The sequence below is a fragment of the Streptomyces sp. Q2 genome (genome assembly GCF_056820935.1).
Genome location: NZ_JBXEJE010000007.1, coordinates 35,332 through 55,013, shown reverse-complemented (window position 1 = coordinate 55,013; position 19,682 = coordinate 35,332). Strand labels below are relative to the sequence as shown.

Here is a 19,682-nt window from a genome sequence, read left to right as displayed (position 1 = left end):
GTACTCCTCGGACAGCTTGCGGACGCACGTAGAAAGCGCTTGCCGCGAGCGAGCCTAGGCGTCGGAGAATGTACGGACAACCCCCTGACGGCGACGAAGGTCGCGGAACGCCCGACGGACGTGGCCCGCGGCGACCTCAGCGGGGGATCTCCTCCACCTCGGCGAAACCGTCCGTCCGGCTCCACCCCAGCCGGGTCAGCCACTCGGTGGAGACCCTGGTGAAGCGCAGCCGCCGCGAGCCGTCCACGGCGGTGACCTTCTCCCAGCCGTCGAAGTCGCGGCTGAGCTTGGTGTCCCACCGCGACAGGTCCGCGGTGCCGACCGCGGCGACCGACTCCGTCGGCGGTTCGCCGTCCGCGCAGTAGTGCCCCCAGTCGGCGATGACCGCGAGCGTGCCGTCGAAGGCCTTGACCGTCATGCTCCGACACGAATCCGACGAGGTCTTGTACACCACCCGCGGCTCGCTCCACGTCCCCGTTCCGGCGCCCCGATGCCGCTCCAGGAGCCCGCGGCCGGGGGCGTACGACAGGCCCACGTGCCGGCCGTCGGGCAGCACGACCTCCTCGTCGAACCGAGCCGGCGTCGGCGAGGCGGGCCGGCTGTCGCTCTCGCCTCCCCCGCCTCGCGACGGTCCGCAGGCCACCACGGCCGGCAACGCCATCGCCACTCCTGCCAGCACCAGCAGCCGGCCCCCTCGCATCCGCATGTTGCTCAGCACGCCCTCTGGAACGGCGATCAGGAGCCGTGGGTCACGCGGATCTTCGACTGGCCGTGCGGAAGCCGCTCCCAGTCGTCCATGAAGCGGGCCCGCAGGCCATGGTGTTCGGCCAGGGCCACGAGCGTCTCCGTCCGGTAGTAGAAGTCCTCCCGGAGTACGTGGTGCTCCTCGCCCTCGGTGCGGTCGAAGGTGAAGTCGAACCAGCCGCCGGGGGCGAGCACCCGGCCGACGTGGGCCAGGCATTCGTCGATCACCGGGAGCGGCGAGTGGGAGAAGACGCTGTGCGCGTGCACCACGTCGAAGTGGGCGTCGGGCAGGAACCGCAGGGTCAGATCCCGGACCGGGGTCAGGGTGGGGAGCCGCTGTCGCAGGCCCATCTCGACGATGGTGTCCTGCGCGGCGACGAGGATGTCGGGCGAGATGTCGATGCCGTGGTAGTGCCCGGGCTCCAGGTGCCGGATGAACCGCCAGCCGCCCCGCAGGTTCCCGCAGCCGATCTCCAGCATGCGGTGCTCGGGGCGCAGGCCGTGCTCGAGCAGGTAGTCGAACTGCATCGCCCCCAGCGCGAGCCACCGCTCACGGCTGCGGCTGCCGACCGCCGCGTCCGGGTCGGTCCGGGTGTCGGAGCGCATCACGGCACGGTAGTAGGAGACGTGGTCGGTGTGGCGGTGGCGCAGCCACAGGTCCCGGGCGGCGCGCGCCAGGTGGCGGGGCACCCGGTCGGGGTGACGGAGGGCGTAGCCGAGGCGGTGGCCGAGGGCGGCGCGGTTGGCGGTGAGGTTCTTGGCGGGCATGTGGTCGCTGCCTTTCCGAGTGACGTCTTCCGGGCTGTCGCCACAACCCGTCGTCCCCGAAGGGCGGGGTACGTGGGTCTGTGCCCGGTGTGGCGGGAGTTCGTGCACGGCGCTCGCGCGGCGGGCGGGAATTCGACGACAGGGCCCAGCGGTGCGGGGCCTGGCGACAGCGCCCAGCGGTGCGGGGCCTGGTTCTCAGCCTCGGTGCGGGAGCGGTGCGGTGGGCTCGGTCAACGGGCTGCGGTCCTCGGACGCTTCGGGTGACGGGCGGGTCAGCCGATCGGTTGATGCGGCCGCGCCTCAGACGCGTTAGACACGGAGGATGAGAGACACCGATCCGGACGAGCGCTGGCTGGGCGTGGTCGTGCACGGCGCGTTCTTCCTGCTGCTCGGCTCCTCGTTCGCCCGCTTCCTGACCCGCGACCAGGGCGGGGCGCACACCGGGTGGGTGGTGGGACTGTTCGGGGTCTTCTGTCTGCTGTACGTCCTCGGTCGCTTCCTGGCTCCGGCGCCGCGCCCCGGCTCGTCACCCACCACGCGCCATCTGGTGTGGCTGGCCTCGGTGTCCGTGGTGTGGGTCGTGCTCCTCGCTCTCACGCCGAGCGCCACCTGGTGCGCGATGCCGCTGCTGTTCGCCAACCTGCACGCACTGCCCCCGCGGATCGCGGTGCCGGTGGCGGGCGTGCTCACCGCGCTGGTCGTCGTCTCCGAAGTGCGGGTCGCCGAGGGCACGTTGAACCCCAACATGGTCGTCGCCCCGCCGGCCGTCGCCGCGGTCGCCACCGCCGTGATGGTCCATCTGCAGCGTCAGGGGGCCCGGCAGCGCGTGCTGATCGAGGACCTGGTCCGTACCCGGCACGAGCTCGCGGTCACCGAACGGCGGGCGGGGGTCCTGGCGGAGCGCCAGCGGCTGTCCGCGGAGATCCACGACACCCTGGCACAGGGCATGTCCAGCCAGCAGATGCTGCTCCAGGCCGCCGGGCGGGTCTGGGACACGGACCCGCAGGCGGCCCGCGAGCACGTCCGCGGGGCGGCGGAGATCACGTCCCGCAGCCTCGCGGAGGCCCGCCGGTTCGTGCACGACCTGGCGCCGGCCGACCTCGCCGAGCACACGCTGCCGGGCGCGCTCGCCGTACTCGCCGACCGGGAGAGCGGTCCTGGGCTGACCGTGGAGTTCCGGCTCGACGGCGAGCCGGGCCGGCTGCCGGAACGGGTCGAGGCGGCGCTGCTGCGCATCGCCCAGGGGGCGCTGGCCAATGTGCGCGAGCACGCGGCGGCGACCCGGGCCGCGCTGACCCTGACCTGTCTGGACGACCAGATCTCGCTGGACGTCGCCGACAACGGGCGCGGTTTCGACGTGGACCGCGTGCCCGAGCCGTCCGGACCGGAGTCGGACCGGGGACGCGGGCACGGGCTGCCCGCCATGCGCATCCGGGCCGGGCAGACGGGCGGCACGCTCACCGTGGAGTCCACGCCGGGCGAGGGCACCGTCGTGTCGGCGGCGATCCCCCTGGCACCCTTGGCCTCCCCGGTCCGGCCCGCCCCGAACGCCCCCAAGGAGCCTGCCCTGTGACGCCCGTACGCCTGTTGTTGTGCGACGACCACGCTGTGGTGCGGGCGGGACTGCGCGCGCTGCTTTCCAGCGCCGACGGCATCGAGGTGGTCGGTGAGGCGGCCACCGGCGAGGAGGCGCTCGCCATGGCCGCCCGGCTGCGCCCCGACGTCGTGCTGATGGACCTCCAGCTCGACGGCGGGATGGATGGCGTGACGGCCACGCGACGCCTGACCGCCGCCGGCGCACAAGGCCCCCGTGTCCTGGTCCTCACGATGTTCGACACCGATGCCGACGTCACCCGCGCCATCGAGGCGGGCGCCACCGGCTACCTTCTCAAGGCCGAGCAACCCGACGAGCTGTTCACGGCGATCCGCAACGCGGCGTCCGGCCGCACCGCCCTGTCGGCCCCGGTCGCCGACCGGTTGATGACCCGGCTGCGCAGCCCGCGCCCCACCCTGTCCGCGCGCGAACACGAGATCCTCGGGCAGCTCGCCCGCGGCCTGGGCAACCGGGAGATCGCCCGTGCCCTGTTCATCAGCGAGGCGACGGTCAAGACCCATCTCGGGCGGATCTACGGCAAGTTGGGCGTCGAGACGAGGGCGGGTGCGGTGGCGGTCGCCAAGGAGCGGCGACTGCTGGCGTGACGGCGGCGTACCGCGCTGCGTGTCCCCTATGGCCTGAGCTGGGCGCGGGCCTCGCCCGGTCGCAGCCCGGCGGGCCGTCCGCGGAACCGGTAGCGGCGTTCGGGCCGGCCCGTCGACCCGTAGCGCAGGGACACGTCGGCACTGCCGATGGTGTGGAAGTGCTCCAGGTAGCGGCGCGCGCTGACCCGGGAGACGCCGGACAGCGTGGCGCACTCGGCGGCGGACAGGGAGCCCTCCGCCGCCCTCAGGGTGCGTTCGATCAGCTCGGCGGTCTCCACGCTCATGCCCTTGGGCAGCGTGCCGGAGGCCGAGGCCGGTACGGCTCCGGCGCCGGCCAGGACCCGGTCCACATCGGCCTGACTGCGCACTACGGTGGCGAGCAGCCGACCGCGCTGCACGGCGTAACGCTCCAGGCGGACCCGCAGGTCCTCGAAGTCGAACGGCTTCAGCAGGTAGTCGACGACGCCGTGGCGGGCGGCGCCGCGCACCGCGTCCGCCTCCCGTGCGGCGCTGATCACCATGACGTCGCAGTCGTGGCCCGCGGTGCGCAGCCGGGGAATGACGTCCAGGCCGAAGAGGTCCGGCAGATACAGGTCGAGCAGAACGAGGTCGGGGGACAGGGTGTCGACGGCGTGGGCGGCCTGCTCGCCGGTGTGGGCGACGCCGACGACCCGGAACGGCTCGACCCGTTCGACGTAGGCGCGGTGGACCCTGGCCACCATGAAGTCGTCGTCGACCACGAGCACGTCGATCGTGTCGCCCGTCCCGGACGTACCGGTCATCGGCGTCGTCATAGTGGAACTCCTTCCGCCACCGCGTCGGTGAGGTGGCTGACGGTCATGCGTGCGGTGAGCACGGCCTTGAGCGGGGTGTTGGTCACCGAGGTCTCACCCCCGTGACGCTCGCAGACCAGCCGGGTCGGCGCCAGACCGATGAAGAACTCGCCTTCCTGGGCGGCAGCGGCGTCGACGGCGCTGTCGACGCGGTCGCCCACCACCACGGTCGCCACGACGGCGTCGGCCACCGTCAGTGAGGCGGACCAGCCCCGGCCCCGGGAGGCTTCCTTGCCGAAGGGCGACCGGGCGCCGATGGCCGGGGGCTGGTGGCGCTGACGAATCCTGTCGTCGGCGTCGGCCACCGTCACCGAGGTGGCCTGGGACGGTGGCCGCGTGGAGTTCACCAGCGGGGCCGAGGCCCGCTGGGGCACGGGCGACATCAGCAGGCTGCACACCCGGGGGTTGGCGGCGAGCTGCCTGGCCGGCGCCACCACCCGCCGGAGATTTTCGACCCGGTTGCAGGCCGCCGCCGACTGGGCGGACAAGACCGCGGCGACCGCCGCCAACGCCACTGCGACGGTGGCGAGTTGGAGCACCGCAGCTCGCCTGCGAGGGTCTGACGGCGGAAGGCGGCGGAAGGCGGCGACCACGGCGTACTCGATCTCCCGTACCGGCACGGCGTACGGCGGCTCGTCCGCCGGGCGCCCCGTCATGGCGTCCGCCCGAGGGCGGGGAAACAGGGTGCACGCACCGACGACGGTGACCGCAATGACCACAACCTCCGTTGGTTCCGGAAGCGAGACAGGCCGTTCAGGCGCGGGCAACATGTGGCCCACATCACCCTCCCCCACAGGGCTGCCGTACCTCATCGACCTTTCATCGACGAACCGACAGGTGGTGGCACTCGTGCGTCTGCGCACCCCCCTCGCCCTGTTCGGGGCCGCCGTGCTCGTCCTCGTGGGACCTCCGCTGCTCACGAGCGGCAGCGGCGCCGAGACCGGCACACAGATCCCGGGCCTGCGCCTCATGGTCCCCAACACACCCGGCGGCGGCTACGACATCACGGCCCGGACGGCCGCCAAGAACGCCGAGGACGCCGGACTCACGCACAACATCGAGGTGTTCAACCTGCCCGGCGCCGGCGGCACCGTCGGCCTGAGCCGGCTGGTGAGCGAACACGGCAACGGCAAGCTCGCCATGTCGATGGGCCTCGGGGTGGTGGGCGCCGTCCGCTCCAACCACGCGCCGAAGACGCTGGCCGACACCACCCCGATCGCCCGGCTCACCGAGGAGCAGGACGTCGTCGTGGTCGCCAAGGACTCCCCGTACAGGACGATCGACGAGCTGATCGGCGCCTGGAAGGAGGATCCCGGCAAGCTCCCGGTGGGCGGCGGATCCTCGCCCGGCGGGCCCGACCACCTCGCGCCGATGCTGATGGCCCAGGCCGCGGGTATCGCGCCGAAGCAGGTCAACTACATCCCCTTCGACGGCGGCGGGGAACTGCTCGCCTCGATCCTCGGCAGCAAGGTCGCCTTCGGGGTGTCCGGGGTCGGCGAGTACCTCGACCAGATCAAGGCGGGCGAGCTGCGGATTCTCGCGGTCACCGGGCCCGAGCGGGTCTCGGAGCTGGACGCGCCCACGCTCAAGGAGTCCGGCTACGACGTGGAGTTCACCAACTGGCGGGGCATCGTCGCCCCGCCCGGCCTGTCCGGGGCCGAGCGCGACAAGCTCGTCCGCCTGGTCGAGGAACTGCACGACTCGCCCGAGTGGCGCAAGTCACTGGAGCGGAACGGCTGGGACGACGCGTTCCTGACCGGCGAGAGCTTCGGCGACTTCCTGGACGCCCAGGACAAGCGCGTGGTTGCGGTGCTGAAGGAGCTGGGACTGTGACGACGCAGACCGACACCCCCGCGGCCCAGGCGCCCGGACGCCGCTCCTGGCTGGGCGAGCACTCCGAACTCGGCGTCTGTGTCCTGCTGTCGGCGCTCGGCGTGCTCGTCCTGACCGACGCGCTGACCATGGACGTCGACCTCACGCAGCGCGGGCCGGTCGGACCGAAGACCGTGCCGGTCGTCGTCGGCATCGGGCTGCTCGTGGTCGCCGCCCTGCTCGCCGTCGACGTGCTGCGCGGCGGTCGTGGCCAGGCCGAGACCGGCGAGGACGTCGACCTGTCCGAGCCGGCCGACTGGCGCACGGTGCTGCTGCTCGCCGGGGTCTTCCTCGCTACGGCCGTCCTCATCGAACCGCTCGGCTTCCCGGTCGCGGGCGCCCTGCTGTTCTGGGGAGCCGCCTTCGCGCTCGGCAGCCGCCGGATCGACCGTGATCCGCTCATCGCCGCCGTCCTCTCCCTCGTCACCTACGCGGTCTTCAACAACCTGCTCGGAGTCCCGCTGCCCGGCGGTCCACTGATGGGGGTGCTGTGACATGGACGCCCTCAACTCCCTCATGGACGGCTTCGGTACGGCCCTCACCCCGGTCAACCTGATGTGGGCCGCCCTCGGTGTGCTGCTCGGCACCGCGATCGGCGTGCTGCCGGGCATCGGACCCGCTATGGCGGTCGCGCTGCTGCTGCCGGTGACGTACGGACTGAACCCGATCGCCGCGTTCATCATGTTCGCGGGCATCTACTACGGGGCGATGTTCGGCGGCTCCACGACCTCCATCCTGCTCAACACCCCCGGCGAGAGCGCCGCCGTGGTCGCGGCCATGGAGGGCAACCCGATGGCCAAGGCCGGGCGTGGCGCCCAGGCCCTCGCGGCCGCCGCCATCGGTCACTTCGCGGGCGGCCTGATCGGCACGATCCTGCTGGTCGCGCTGGCGCCGACGGTCGCGGACCTGGCGGTGGACATCGGTGCGCCGGACTACTTCGCCATCATGGTGCTGGCGTTCATCGCGGTGACGTCGGTCCTGGGTTCGTCGCGGATCCGGGGCATGGCCTCCCTGCTGATCGGGCTGACGATCGGCCTGGTGGGCCTGGACCAGATGACCGGTCAGCAGCGTCTGACCTTCGGTTCCCTCCAACTCGCCGACGGCGTCGACGTGGTGATCGTGGCGGTCGGCCTCTTCGCGATCGGCGAGGCCCTGTGGGTGGCGGCGCACCTGCGGCGCAGCCCGGGCGAGCCGATCCCGGTGGGCCGGCCGTGGCTGGGCCGCGCCGATGTGCGGCGGACCTGGAAGTCGTGGCTGCGCGGCCCGTTCATCGGTTTCCCGTTCGGCGCGATCCCGGCGGGCGGCGCGGAGATCCCCACCTTCCTGTCGTACGTCACGGAGAAACGTCTCTCGAAGCACAAGGACGAGTTCGGCAAGGGCGCCATCGAGGGTGTGGCGGGTCCGGAGTCGGCGGCGTCGGCCTCGGCGGCGGGCACGCTCGTGGCCATGCTGACCCTGGGACTGCCGACCACGGCGGTGGCCGCGGTGATGCTGGCGGCGTTCCAGCAGTACGGCATCCAGCCGGGGCCGTTGCTCTTCGAGCGCGAACCCGACCTGGTCTGGGGCCTGATCGCCTCGCTGTTCGTCGGCATGGTCCTGCTGCTCGCGCTCAACCTGCCGCTGGCGCCCGTGTGGGCGAAGCTGCTGCGCATCCCGCGGCCGTACCTGTACGCGGGGATCCTGTTCTTCGCGGCGGTCGGCGCGTACGCGGTCGGCGGCGAGGTCGTCGACCTGGTGATCCTCCTGGTCATCGGCCTGATCGGATTCGGCATGCGGCGCTACGGCCTGCCGGTCCTGCCCGCCGTGATCGGCGTCATCCTCGGTCCGAACGCCGAGCAGCAGCTCCGGCGCGCCCTGCAGATCAGCGACGGCAGCGTGAAGGGGCTGGTCGACACCCCGTTCGCGGTGACCGTGTACGTGGTGATCGCGCTACTGCTGGCCTGGCCGCTGCTGAAGAAGCTCGTGCTGCGGGCCCGCGCGGGCACCTGATGCCGGCGCCGGGGCGCGGTACGTCCGTGCGTATCGCGCCCCGGCGTTCCCCGTGGCCGCGGAACGTCTGTATCCCCGGGCTCGAACACCGCGGTCCGCCCGAACTCCGGCAGCGGCCGGATCCGAGGTGACGGTTGCTCAGGAGAGCCCGCGGCGATCCCTCGAGGTCCGGCGTGCCTGGTCCGGCCGCACCATCGAGGGCAGCGCACGTTTCGGCGGAGCCGACGGACCCGGTTGGCAGAGCCGTGTCACGACCGCACGTTTCGGCGGAGCCGAACGGACCCGGTTGGCAGAGCCGTGTCACGACCCCGCGGCCCGGACCCGGGCCAGTACGTCACGGATCATCTCGGCGCTGATCATGAAGTGCTCCCGGGCGATCTCCTCGGCACGCTCGGGTTCGCCCGCGGCGATGGCCTCGTACAGGGCCGTGTGGCCCTCGCCGGCCCGATGGAAGTGGGAACGCTCGCCCTTGCCCCACGGCTCGACCGGGAAGCCGAGGCTGATCCGGGTCAGCAGGTCGCGGCTGAGCAGGGCGATCTGGGGGTTGCGGGTGGCCTCGCAGATGCTCTGGTGGAACGCGCTGTCGGCGGCCTGTTCCTCGCGGGGCGTGCTCGCGGAGAGGTGCGCGGCCAGGGCCTCGCGCATCGGCTCCAGGTCCTTGGGCCGTCGGCGGCGGGCAGCCGTCGCGGCCACCATGCCCTCCACCAGACCACGCAGGTCGAAGAGTTGCTCGAACTCCTCCCACCGGGGCAGCAGCGTACGGCGGACCGCGGCCGCGGAGGACTCGCTCCAGCTCTCGCGCACGAAGGCTCCTCCGCTGCGGCCGCGGCGGATCTCGATGACGCCCAGGGCCTGGAGGCGTCCGACGGCCTCGCGCACGGTGGGGCGGCTCACCCGCAGCAGCCCGGTGAGCTCGCGTTCGGCCGGCAGCCGTTCGCCCGGCAGGAAGTCTCCGACGGCGATCGCGGTGAGCAGCCGGTCGGAGACCTCGTCGACCGCCGAGGTCACGCGCACGGGGCGCAGCGACGACGACGGAGTGCCGCCGAGGAGGACCCGGTCGAGCACGCGGGAGAACTCGTCCCCCGGTTCGGATGACTCACGCACGGATGTCAGCTGTCCTCCTCGTCGGAAACCGCACAGGTAAACCGGCGGGGGCCACGTAAACACGCCGTTACGTCTTGCCCCGGCACCGCTAAAAGGTCTTGTGCGCTGACCTTTTACCCAATCACTATCTCATCCATCCGTCACACCCATCTCGTTTCAGACAGCGGGCGGCCGATTCCGGCCAGTCCGGGAGGCTTCCCCGTGGCGATCCCCGAACCGAACCACACCGGAACCGTCGACTTCAACGGCTGGTCCACCTGGTACCGGATCACGGGCGAACCGGGCAGGACACCCTTGGTCGTCCTGCACGGCGGACCCGGAGCCGGCCACAACTACACCCTCAGCATCGCGGGCATCGCCCAGCAGGGCCGCCCCGTCGTGCACTACGACCAACTGGGCACCGGACTGTCCACCCATCTGCCCCACGAGGGCGCCGACTTCTGGACCGTCCAGCTCTTCCTCGACGAACTCGACACCCTGCTCAAGGCGTTGGGCATCGCCGAGGCCTACCACGTCCTCGGCCAGTCCTGGGGCGGCATGCTCGCCGCCGAGCACGCCGTACGCCGCCCGCCCGGGCTGCGCGGCCTGGTCATCGCCGACTCCCCCGCCTCCATGGAGCTGTGGCTGTCGGCGGCGAGCCGACTGCGTGCCGATCTCCCGCCGGAGGTCCAGCACACCCTGCTGGCCCACGAGACGGCCGGGACCACCGACGACCCCGCCTACCGCGCGGCCGAGCAGGTCTTCAACGACCGCCACGTGTGCCGTCTGGTGCCCAACCCGCCCGAGGTGCAGGCCACTTGGGACAACATCGCGGCTGATCCGACCGTGTACCACACGATGAACGGCCCCAACGAGTTCCATGTCGTCGGCACGCTCAAGGACTGGTCCGTGATCGACCGGCTGCACCTGGTCGAGGCGCCGACCCTGCTGGTGTCCGGGCGGTACGACGAAGCGACTCCCGAGACCGTCCGCCCCTTCGCCGACCACATCCCCGACGTGCGCTGGCACGTGTTCGAGCACTCCAGCCACATGCCGCACGTCGAGGAGGAGGAGCTCTTCCTCCGGGTCGTCGGCGAGTTCCTCGACTCCACCGACTGATCCCCCGACGGGAGTTCCGGATGTCCAGCAACACGAGACGGAGCGCGCTCGCCGCCGCCACCGTCGCCCTCGCCCTGACCGCTGCCGCCTGTTCGTCCTCCGGCGACGACTCCTCCTCCGGCCCGACCGCGTCCACGTCCGGCTCCGGTTCCGTCGCCTTCCAGCCGCAGCACAAGGGCGGCACCCTCAAACTGGTCGCCCACGCGGCCGCCGGCAGCCTCGATCCGCAGGTCAACTACACGCTTCAGTACTGGCAGTTGTACCAGTCGATGTACGACGGGCTGCTCGCGTTCAAGAAGGTCGGCGGGCAGCAGTCGTTCACCGTCGTCCCGGACCTGGCGGCGGCCATGCCGAAGGTGACCAACGGCGGCAGGACGTACACCTTCACCCTTCGCAAGGGCATCACCTTCTCCAACGGCAAGGCCCTGACCACCGACGACGTGGTGGCGTCCTTCCAGCGCATCTTCAAGGTCTCCAGCCCCACCGCGGGCACCTTCTACAACGGCATCGTCGGAGCCGACGCCTGCCTGAAGAAGCCCGCCTCCTGCACGCTCGCGGGAGGCGTGAGCGGCGACGCGAAGGCGAACACGGTCACCGTCAACCTCACCGCCCCGGACACGGAGTTCCCGTACAAGCTGGCCGTCCCGCACGCCAGCGTCGTACCGAAGGACTCGCCGGTGAAGGACGCCGGCACGAAGCCGCTGCCGACGACCGGCCCGTACATGGCCGCCTCGTACGACCCGAACCGGGCGCTGAGGCTGGTGCGCAACCCACACTTCAAGGAGTGGTCGCGGGAGGGCCAGCCCCAGGGCTACCCCGACGTCATCGACTACACCTTCGGCCAGACCGTCGAGTCCGAGGTCACCGCCGTCGAGAACGGCCAGGCGGACTGGATGTACGACCCGCCGCCCGCCGACCGGCTGAACGAGATCGGCACCAAGTACGCCTCCCAGGCACACGTGAACCCGCTGACCGCGTTCTGGTACGCGACGCTGAACGTCAACACGGCGCCGTTCAACAACAAGCTGGCCCGTCAGGCGATCAACTGGGCCGTCGACCGGTCCGCCGTGGTGCGGCTGTACGGCGGCACGAACCTCGCCTCTCCCGCGTGCACGATCCTGCCGCCGGGCTTCCCCGGGCACACCGACTCGTGCGCCTACACCAAGGGTGGCGACAAGACCTGGACGGCCGCGGATCTGGCCAAGGCCAAGGCGCTGGTGAAGCAGTCCGGTACGGCCGGGCAGGAGGTCGGCATCGTCGTCCAGGACGACGACGTCAACAAGTCGATCGGGCAGTACCTGCAGAGCCTGCTCACCCAGCTCGGCTACAAGGCGACGCTCAAGCCGCTGTCGGCGAACATCCAGTTCACCTACATCCAGAACACCAAGAACAGGGTGCAGCTCGCCCTGACGTCCTGGTACCAGGACTACCCCGCGGCCTCCGACTTCCTCAACGTGCTGCTGTCCTGTGCCTCGTTCCGCCCCGGCAGCGACTCCAGCATCAACATCTCCGGATTCTGCGACAAGGGCATCGACGCGAAGATGCAGGCGGCGCTGAAGACCGCCCAGACCGACCAGAAGGCCGCCGACCAGCAGTGGGGCGCCATCGACCAGGACGTCATGGCCCAGTCCCCGGTCGTCCCGCTGATCAACCCGAAGATCATCGACTTCACGTCGAAGCGGGTCGGCAACTACCAGTTCAGCAAGCAGTTCTACATGCTTGTCGGGCAGACGTGGGTCACATGAGCAGCACGCCCCCCGTGCCGTCGACGGAGGCCCGGCGTTCGCCGGGCCCCTGGCGGACGGCCGCCGCCGACCTGTCGCACAACAGGCCGGCGCTGGCCGCGGCCGTCGTCCTGTTGCTCGTCGTGCTGGCGAGCCTGTGCGCGCCGCTGTACGCGGACCACATCGCCCACACCGACCCGTTCCAGTCCCACGTCTCCGGCACCACGGTCGTCGGCGGGAAGACCGTGCCGGTGCTCACTCCCAGCAGCACCGGCCTCGGCCTCGGGGTCACACCCATCGGCCCCACCTGGGACCCCGCCCACTACTTCCTCGGCGCCGACAACCAGGGCCGCGACGTCATGGCCCGCCTGCTGTACGGCGGTCGTACCAGCCTGTTCATCGGTGTCACCGCGGCCCTGCTGACCTGCCTGGCCGGTACGGCCGTCGGAGTCGTCGCCGGCTACGCGGGCGGTGTCGTGGACGCCGTCGTCTCCCGGATCCTGGACGTGATCTGGGCGTTCCCGGTGTACCTGCTGGCGATCTGCCTGTCGGTCGTGCTGCTCACCAACGGGCTGCGCCTGGGCCCGCTCACCGTGGACGCGGGAAGCCTCTGGCTGCCCGTGGCGATCATCGCGGCGATCTACGTGCCGTACATCTCCCGGCCGTTGCGCGGTCAGGTCCTGGTGCTGCGCAACAAGGAGTACATCCAGGCGGCCGTCGGCTCCGGCTCGCCCACCCCGCGCATCCTGCGCCGGGAGGTGCTGCCGAACGTCCTGCCCACGGCGATCGTCTTCGTCCCGCTGATGACCGCGCTGGCCATGCTCACCGAGTCGGCCCTGTCCTTCCTGTCCGTCGGCGTCCAGCCGCCCGACGCCAGCTGGGGCACGATCATCGAGGACGGCCTGGGGCTGCTCTACACCCGCCCCGCCGTGACCATCGCCCCGGGACTGCTGATCGCACTGACCACGGCGGCGCTCAACGTCCTCGGCGACGGCGTGCGGGACGCGCTCGATCCGGGTGCCCGGCTGCGCGGAGGGGTGTGAGTCCGATGCTCCGTTTCGTCGTCAAGCGCTTCTCCTCGGCCCTGCTGGTGATGTTCGCCATCAGCGTGCTGGTGTTCCTGATCTTCTTCGCCACCCCGGGAGTCGACCCCGCGGCCCGCATCGCGGGACGCAACGCCGACCCGGCCACGCTCGCCCAGGTACGGCACTCCTTCGGCCTCGACCGGGCGATGCCCGTCCGCTACCTGCTGATGATGCGTCACCTGCTCGTCGACCGGGACCTGGAGTCCTTCGTCAACCGCGGCTCCCGCGTCATCCCGCAGATCGTGCAGGCCACCCCGGTCACCCTGTCCCTCGTGACCGGCGCGGCGCTGATCTGGATGACGGCCGGCATCCTCATGGGCACCGCGGCGGCGACCTTCCGCGGCAAGGCCGCCGACCCGCTGATCATGCTGGTCGGCGTGGTCGGTGTCTCGCTGCCGGCCTACTGGCTCGGCGAGGTCGTCAACCTCGTCACCCAGAAACAGCTGCACGACTCGGTGTTCTCCTGGGTGCCGCCACCCGGATACGTCGACCTGAGCCAGAACCCGGGCCAGTGGGCGCTGCACCTGCTCTTCCCGTGGCTGACCCTGGCGCTGCTGTACGCCGGGATCTACGCCCGGCTGCTGCGCGGCGAGGTCGTCAGCGCGCTCAACGAGGACTACGTCCGCACGGCCCGGGCCAAGGGGCTGTCCGAGCGCCGGATCCTCGTCCGCCACGCCCTGCGCTGCTCGCTGATCCCGATCGTGTCCTTGTTCGGCCTGGACTTCGGCGCGCTCGTGGGCGGCGCCGCGCTGCTCACCGAGGTGGTCTTCGGCCTGCCCGGCATCGGCAAGCTCACCTTCGACGCCCTGCAGAACCTGGACCTGCCCGTGATCATGGGGACCGTCCTGTACGCGGCGTTCTTCGTGGTCCTCGCCAACGCACTGGTGGACGTCCTGTACGCGCGACTCGACCCGAGGGCCCGCCATGCCTGAGCCTTTGCTGGACGTACGAGATCTGCGGGTGTCCTTCCGCACCCGCACCGGCCCGGTCACGGCCGTCGACGGACTGTCCTTCTCGGTCGCCCCCGGCGAAGTCCTGGGCATCGTGGGCGAGTCGGGCTCGGGCAAGAGCGTCTCGATGCTGGCCGTCCTGCGCCTGCTGACCAACCCGAACGTGACCGTGTCGGGTGAGGTCCGCTTCCGGGGACGGGATCTGCTCGCTCTCCCCGACAAGGAGATGCGCGCGTTGCGGGGCAGGCAGATCGCCATGGTCTTCCAGGACCCGATGACCGCGCTGACCCCCGTGTACACGGTGGGCTGGCAGATCGCCGAGCAGATCCGGGCACACGAGCGAGTCTCCCGCAAGGAGGCACACGCCCGCGCGGTCCGGCTGCTCTCCGACGTCGGCATCCCCGACGCGGCCTCGCGGGTGAACGCCTATCCGCACGAGTTCTCCGGCGGCATGCGCCAGCGCGCGGTCATCGCGATGGCCCTCTCCTGCGACCCCGCCCTGCTGATCGCCGACGAACCGACCACGGCCCTCGACGTGACCGTCCAGGCGCAGATCCTCGACCTGGTGCGTGAGCTCAACACGCGCGGCTCGGCGGTGGTCCTCATCACGCACGACATGGGTGTGGTCTCCCAGATCGCCGACCGGGTCCTGGTCATGTACGGCGGCCGGGCGGCCGAGGACGGCCCGCGCCGGGCGGTGTTCCACGGTCCCCGGCACCCGTACACCTGGGGCCTGCTCGACTCGGTGCCCCGCGTCGGCGGCCCCCGGCTGCGGCGGCTGCCCACCATCGCGGGCGTGCCCGTCTCGCCCGGCCACCTGCCGGAGGGATGCGCGTTCGCGCCGCGCTGCCGACTGCGTCACGACCGGTGCGAGGAGCGGCCCGCGCTGTCCGCGGGCGGTCTCGACGACACCGCCCACCGCGACGCCTGCTGGCTGCCGCCCGAGGACCGCGCGTCGCTGCGGCTCACGGCACGGGCCGCGGCGACCGACGTACCCGACGTGCACAGGGAGGCGACACCGTGACGGCGCAGGACATCGTGGCAGTGAACGGCGACAGCGGCGCCCGGACGGACGGCGGGGTACTGCTGCGCGCGTCGGACGTCACCAAGTACTACCCCCTGCGCGCGGACCCGCTGTCCCGGCGCCGCAAGGTGCTGCGCGCCGTGGACGGGGTGTCCCTCGACGTCCGCGCCGGGGAGACCCTCGGCATCGTCGGCGAGTCGGGCTGCGGCAAGTCCACCCTCGGCCGCTGTCTGGTCCGGCTCACCGAACTCACGGGCGGCCGGGTCGAGTTCGACGGACTGGACATCACCACCCTGTCCACACGGCGGCTGCGGCCGGTGCGTCCGGGGATGCAGCTCGTCTTCCAGGACCCACAGGCCTCCCTCAACCCCCGCCGCCGCGCCGGGGACATCGTGGCCGAGCCCCTGCTCGTGCACCGCTACGGCGATGCCGCCGCGGTCCGCCGCCGGGTCGCCGAGCTCTTCGACGTCGTAGGCCTGGCCGCGGCGCATCTGGACCGGTACCCGCACGAGTTCTCCGGCGGCCAGCGTCAGCGCATCGGCATCGCCCGGGCCCTGGCCACCGCCCCGAAGCTCATCGTGGCCGACGAGCCGGTGTCCGCCCTCGACGTGTCGATCCAGGCACAGGTGCTGAACCTGTTCGCCGACCTCCAGGAGGAGTTCGCGCTCACCTACGTCTTCATCGCCCACGACCTCGGTGTGGTCCGTCACGTGTCGGACCGGATCGCCGTCATGTACCTCGGCGAGATCGTCGAACTCGCCGAGACGGAAGCGCTGTACGAGGCCCCGGCCCATCCCTACACGCAGGCACTGTTGTCGGCGGTCCCGGACATCGACGACGGCGGCTCGGCGGCGGGCGCAGCGCGCCGGGAACGCATCGTCCTCACCGGCGAGGTGCCCAACCCGGTGGACAAGCCGACGGGCTGCCCCTTCCGCACCCGCTGCCCCCACGCCCGCGAGCGCTGCGCCCTGGAGCGGCCCCGACTCACCGCCACGGCGCCGGGGCGCCTCACCGCCTGCCACTTCCCGCTGACGAGCCCGGTGGGGCCCGTTGCATCGAACGGTTGAATCCGAAGGCACCGTTCGGGCGACGCGGAACGACGCTCCTCCCGGGAAGGCTTGCTCCGCCACCGCGTACGGACGCGGCGGCGGAGCAACAGGAGGACCCCCCACATGTCCACGAACTTCAGCAGGCGCCGGCTGCTCGCCACGGGGGCCGGGGTCGCGCTCGGCAGCGCCGCCACGGTCGCCGCGCAGAGCCCGGCGGGCGCCGCTCCCGCCGCCGTCTCACCCGGCGTTCGCGAGGAGACGCGCTCCCTCGACGAGCTCTACGCGGCGGCGGTCTCCGAGGGCGGCAAGCTCGTCCTCTACCAGGGCGGGGACGTCGACAGCCAGGCCGCCGGCGTACGGACCGCGTTCGGCAGCCGCTTCCCCGACATCGATCTGACGGTCGTCGTGGACTACAGCAAGTACCACGACGTCCGGGTCGACAACCAGCTCGCGACCGGCACCCTGGTCCCCGACGTCGTACAGCTGCAGACGCTCCAGGACTTCACCCGCTGGAAGCGTCAGGGCCGGCTGCTGCCCTACAAGCCCGCCGGATTCTCCAAGGTCCACCAGGGGTTCAAGGACCCGGACGGCGCGTGGACGGCGATAGCCGTCATCGCCTTCAGCTTCCTGTACGACATCCAGGCGGCCGGCGCCGACGCGCCCAGGACGCCGCAGGACCTGGTCGACCCGCGTTGGAAGGACGCCATCGCCTCCTCCTACCCCCACGACGACGACGCGGTGCTGTACCTCTTCTCCCTGTACCAGCAGAGGTACGGCTGGGACTGGGTCGCCGAGTTCGCCGCGCAGCAGCCCCGGTTCGCCCGTGGCTCGCACACCCCGAGTGCCGCGGTCAACGGCAAGCAGAAGACCATCGGCGTCGGCACGTCCGGCAGCGCGGTCTCCACGTCGACCTCCGTCAAGTGGGTGGCGCCCGTGGGGCACCCCTTCATGGCGTGGGGGCAGCGGGCCGCGGTCCTGAAGCAGGCCGCCCACCCCACGGCCGCGAAGCTGTACCTGAACTGGGTCCTGTCCGAGGAGCGGCAGAAGGCCGCCTTCAACGGCTGGTCGGTGCGCACCGACGTCCTCCCCAACCCCACGCTGAAGCCGGTGTGGGAGAACCCGGACGCGCACGTGGACGGCTTCCCGCGGTTCATGGAGGACCGGGCCGCGATCGAGCGGTTGAAGCAGACCTTCGCCCTCTACTTCGGCGAGGTGAAGGGCGATCCGTCGCCCGGCACGCTGGGGCTCCACCCGGGGCGCTGACGTCCCGCGCGCGGCAGACCCGTACAGGGCGTTTACAGCGGCCACACAGGCCACGGATACACTTCTGGCGCTGTTGTCGCATCCGCCCGGCCCGCCCCAGGGAGCCGCAGCCGTGACCGCCACCGCCCTCCTTGCACGCCGGCCGCCCGTGTCGGCGCGGCACCTGCCGCACCTGGTGTTCCTGATCGCCGTCGCCGGCACTCTCGTACGGCTCGTCGCGCTGAACAACCAACTGTGCTGGTCCGTCGCGCCTCCCACGACCGCGCTCGCCCTGCTCTACGCCGCAGGGCAGGCCCGGTGGAACCGGCTCGGGCGCGCGGCCCGACCCATCTGGCTCGGTCTCCTCCTGCTGCTGTGGTCCTGGGTCGCCTGGATCCTCCCGGCGGCACTCACCCTCGGATACGCGTGGCTGGCCGTGCCGCTGGCCGTCGTGGCCCTGCGGATGCCCACCCGCACGGAGCGGGCGGTGGGACTCGGCGTCATCACGGCACTGCTGGTGGCGGCCCTGACGCGGTTCAGCGGCCTCGACCCCGATGTGCTGGCACCGCCCGTCGCCGCCGTCTGGGCCACCGTGCTCCTCTACCGCACCCAGCAGCGGCTCGCCTCCGAACTGGACGCCACCCGGGGCCGGTTGGCCCGGCAGCAGCGAGAGGCGGGACGGCTCGCCGAGCGGTCCCGCATCGCACGGGACCTGCACGACACGCTCGCCCAGGAACTCGCGGGCAGCCGCATGCTGCTCCAGGCCGCGGAACGGGACTGGGACCGCAACCCGGACGCCGCCCGGCGGCAACTGCGGACGGTCACCGACGCCCTCGGCGAGCACCTCGCGCAGACCCGCGGCATCATCGACGACCTCACCCCGCCCGTCCTCGCCCAGGACGGTCTGGCGGCGGCGTTACGAGATCTGTGCGCCCGCGCCGACTCGGCCGGCCGCTCGCCCCGGATCTCCTTCCGCACCGAACACGAGCCGTACCCCCTGCCCACCGACCGGGCGGTCGCCCTGCTGCGAGTGGCGCAGGGCCTCCTGGCGAACGCCCGCGAGCACGCGCGGTCCACGCACGTCCACCTCACCCTGGCCTACGGCGACGAGGCGGCGGTTGTCGAGGTCCGGGACGACGGAACGGGATTCGACCCGGACGCCGCGAGGCCGGGCCGCGCCGACCGCGGTTTCGGACTGGCCGCCGCGCGTGACCGGCTGCGCGCGTTCGGCGGCACGCTCACCGTCGACAGCGCGCCCGGGCGGGGCTCGCGCGTGCGGGCCGCGCTGCCGGCCGAGGACCGTGTGCCCGCCGGTGCCCGATGAGCGATCCGCTTCCTGTGCCGCTGCGGATCCTGATCGTCGACGACCACACCGTCGTACGAGCGGGGCTGCGCGCCCTCCTCGAAGGCGAGCCCGACTTCCAGGTGGTCGGCGAGACCGGCGACGGAACCGACGCGGTGCGTCTGGTGGGCGGGCTCCGGCCCGACGTGGTGCTGATGGACCTGCGGCTGTCGGACCCGGGCGCGCCGCACAGCCGCGTCGACGGCATCGAGGCGACTCGCCGGATCCTCGCGCTCGCCACCGGCGCACAGGTGGTGGTGCTCACGAGCTACGGCGGTCAGGCCGATGTCCTGCGGGCCGTGGAGGCCGGTGCGCGCGGCTACGTTCTCAAGGCGGGCCCGCCCGAGGAGTTGTTCCGGGCCGTGCGCGCCGCGGCGGCCGGAGGCATGGCCCTGGCGCCGGAGGCCGCGGCCCGTTTCGTCGGGCAGGCGAGCGAGCAGGCACCTGGGCTCAGCGAGCGCGAGATCGAGGTCGTACGGCTCCTGGCGCGGGGTCACAGCAACCGGGCCATCGCCGGCGCCCTGTTCCTGGCCGAGGCGACGGTCAAGACCCACCTCGTACGGATCTACCGCAAGCTCGGCACCGAGAACCGCGCCGCCACCGTCAGCGAAGCCGTCCGGCGCGGCCTGATCGAACTGACCTGACCGGCCGGTGCGCCC

Annotated in this window: 19 protein-coding genes; 14 read left to right on the top strand and 5 right to left on the bottom strand. The window is 71.8% G+C overall.

Annotated features, from left to right (window positions below; all coding sequences use genetic code 11):
• Nucleotides 1-136: 136 nt before the first annotated feature.
• Together ACWBNA_RS09550 and ACWBNA_RS09545 are read right to left on the bottom strand one after the other, a co-directional pair.
• Nucleotides 137-706, bottom strand: a complete 570-nt coding sequence (locus ACWBNA_RS09550) for a hypothetical protein (protein WP_482703813.1) — start codon at nucleotides 704-706, stop codon at nucleotides 137-139.
• A 29-nt stretch (nucleotides 707-735) separates the two neighbouring features.
• Nucleotides 736-1,512, bottom strand: a complete 777-nt coding sequence (locus tag ACWBNA_RS09545; RefSeq protein WP_482703812.1) for a class I SAM-dependent methyltransferase — start codon at nucleotides 1,510-1,512, stop codon at nucleotides 736-738.
• 322 nt (nucleotides 1,513-1,834) lie between these two features.
• Between ACWBNA_RS09545 and ACWBNA_RS09540 the strand changes: the two genes are divergently transcribed.
• Nucleotides 1,835-3,085, top strand: coding sequence for a sensor histidine kinase (locus ACWBNA_RS09540; RefSeq protein WP_482703811.1), 1,251 nt, complete (start codon nucleotides 1,835-1,837; stop codon nucleotides 3,083-3,085).
• A complete protein-coding gene (locus ACWBNA_RS09535) occupies nucleotides 3,082-3,711 on the top strand; it encodes a response regulator (RefSeq protein WP_482703810.1) in 630 nt (209 codons plus the stop codon). The genes ACWBNA_RS09540 and ACWBNA_RS09535 overlap by 4 nt, the downstream gene beginning before the upstream one ends.
• A gap of 26 nt (nucleotides 3,712-3,737) precedes the next feature.
• Here the strand turns inward: ACWBNA_RS09535 and ACWBNA_RS09530 are convergent, their stop codons facing one another.
• Nucleotides 3,738-4,493, bottom strand: a complete 756-nt coding sequence (locus ACWBNA_RS09530) for a response regulator (RefSeq protein WP_482703975.1) — start codon at nucleotides 4,491-4,493, stop codon at nucleotides 3,738-3,740.
• Between the two features lie 8 nt (nucleotides 4,494-4,501).
• Nucleotides 4,502-5,200 (bottom strand): ATP-binding protein, encoded by a 699-nt coding sequence (locus ACWBNA_RS09525; protein ID WP_482703809.1) that lies wholly within the window; start codon nucleotides 5,198-5,200, stop codon nucleotides 4,502-4,504.
• A gap of 193 nt (nucleotides 5,201-5,393) precedes the next feature.
• Between ACWBNA_RS09525 and ACWBNA_RS09520 the strand changes: the two genes are divergently transcribed.
• The 3 genes from ACWBNA_RS09520 to ACWBNA_RS09510 are packed head-to-tail and all read left to right on the top strand — an operon-like array spanning nucleotide 5,394 to nucleotide 8,405.
• Nucleotides 5,394-6,377 carry a Bug family tripartite tricarboxylate transporter substrate binding protein gene (locus tag ACWBNA_RS09520; RefSeq protein ID WP_482703808.1) on the top strand — a complete coding sequence of 328 codons (984 nt, stop codon included), beginning with the start codon at nucleotides 5,394-5,396 and terminating at the stop codon, nucleotides 6,375-6,377.
• A complete protein-coding gene (locus ACWBNA_RS09515; RefSeq protein ID WP_482703807.1) occupies nucleotides 6,374-6,910 on the top strand; it encodes a tripartite tricarboxylate transporter TctB family protein in 537 nt (178 codons plus the stop codon). Before ACWBNA_RS09520 ends, ACWBNA_RS09515 begins: the two co-directional genes overlap by 4 nt.
• A gap of 1 nt (nucleotide 6,911) precedes the next feature.
• Nucleotides 6,912-8,405 carry a tripartite tricarboxylate transporter permease gene (locus ACWBNA_RS09510; RefSeq protein WP_482703806.1) on the top strand — a complete coding sequence of 498 codons (1,494 nt, stop codon included), beginning with the start codon at nucleotides 6,912-6,914 and terminating at the stop codon, nucleotides 8,403-8,405.
• Between the two features lie 300 nt (nucleotides 8,406-8,705).
• On the opposite strand, the gene ACWBNA_RS09505 is transcribed toward ACWBNA_RS09510, so the two are convergent.
• Nucleotides 8,706-9,509, bottom strand: coding sequence for a FadR/GntR family transcriptional regulator (locus ACWBNA_RS09505; protein ID WP_482703805.1), 804 nt, complete (start codon nucleotides 9,507-9,509; stop codon nucleotides 8,706-8,708).
• Between the two features lie 201 nt (nucleotides 9,510-9,710).
• Here ACWBNA_RS09505 and ACWBNA_RS09500 point away from each other — a divergent pair, with 201 nt between their 5' ends.
• The 9 genes from ACWBNA_RS09500 (at nucleotide 9,711) to ACWBNA_RS09460 (ending at nucleotide 19,667) form a co-directional block, all read left to right on the top strand.
• Complete coding sequence (locus ACWBNA_RS09500) at nucleotides 9,711-10,607, top strand: proline iminopeptidase-family hydrolase (protein ID WP_482703804.1); 897 nt, start codon at nucleotides 9,711-9,713, stop codon at nucleotides 10,605-10,607.
• A gap of 20 nt (nucleotides 10,608-10,627) precedes the next feature.
• Nucleotides 10,628-12,352, top strand: coding sequence for an ABC transporter substrate-binding protein (locus ACWBNA_RS09495; RefSeq protein WP_482703803.1), 1,725 nt, complete (start codon nucleotides 10,628-10,630; stop codon nucleotides 12,350-12,352).
• A complete protein-coding gene (locus ACWBNA_RS09490) occupies nucleotides 12,349-13,374 on the top strand; it encodes an ABC transporter permease (RefSeq protein WP_482703802.1) in 1,026 nt (341 codons plus the stop codon). Before ACWBNA_RS09495 ends, ACWBNA_RS09490 begins: the two co-directional genes overlap by 4 nt.
• A 5-nt stretch (nucleotides 13,375-13,379) precedes the next feature.
• Nucleotides 13,380-14,348 (top strand): ABC transporter permease, encoded by a 969-nt coding sequence (locus tag ACWBNA_RS09485; RefSeq protein ID WP_482703801.1) that lies wholly within the window; start codon nucleotides 13,380-13,382, stop codon nucleotides 14,346-14,348.
• Nucleotides 14,341-15,390, top strand: coding sequence for an ABC transporter ATP-binding protein (locus ACWBNA_RS09480; RefSeq protein ID WP_482703800.1), 1,050 nt, complete (start codon nucleotides 14,341-14,343; stop codon nucleotides 15,388-15,390). The genes ACWBNA_RS09485 and ACWBNA_RS09480 overlap by 8 nt, the downstream gene beginning before the upstream one ends.
• Nucleotides 15,387-16,457 (top strand): ABC transporter ATP-binding protein, encoded by a 1,071-nt coding sequence (locus ACWBNA_RS09475; RefSeq protein WP_482703799.1) that lies wholly within the window; start codon nucleotides 15,387-15,389, stop codon nucleotides 16,455-16,457. Before ACWBNA_RS09480 ends, ACWBNA_RS09475 begins: the two co-directional genes overlap by 4 nt.
• A 105-nt stretch (nucleotides 16,458-16,562) precedes the next feature.
• Nucleotides 16,563-17,702, top strand: a complete 1,140-nt coding sequence (locus ACWBNA_RS09470; protein WP_482703798.1) for an ABC transporter substrate-binding protein — start codon at nucleotides 16,563-16,565, stop codon at nucleotides 17,700-17,702.
• Nucleotides 17,703-17,814: 112 nt separating this feature from the next.
• Nucleotides 17,815-19,005 carry a sensor histidine kinase gene (locus ACWBNA_RS09465; protein WP_482703797.1) on the top strand — a complete coding sequence of 397 codons (1,191 nt, stop codon included), beginning with the start codon at nucleotides 17,815-17,817 and terminating at the stop codon, nucleotides 19,003-19,005.
• Complete coding sequence (locus tag ACWBNA_RS09460) at nucleotides 19,002-19,667, top strand: response regulator transcription factor (protein ID WP_482703796.1); 666 nt, start codon at nucleotides 19,002-19,004, stop codon at nucleotides 19,665-19,667. The genes ACWBNA_RS09465 and ACWBNA_RS09460 overlap by 4 nt, the downstream gene beginning before the upstream one ends.
• Nucleotides 19,668-19,682: the final 15 nt, after the last annotated feature.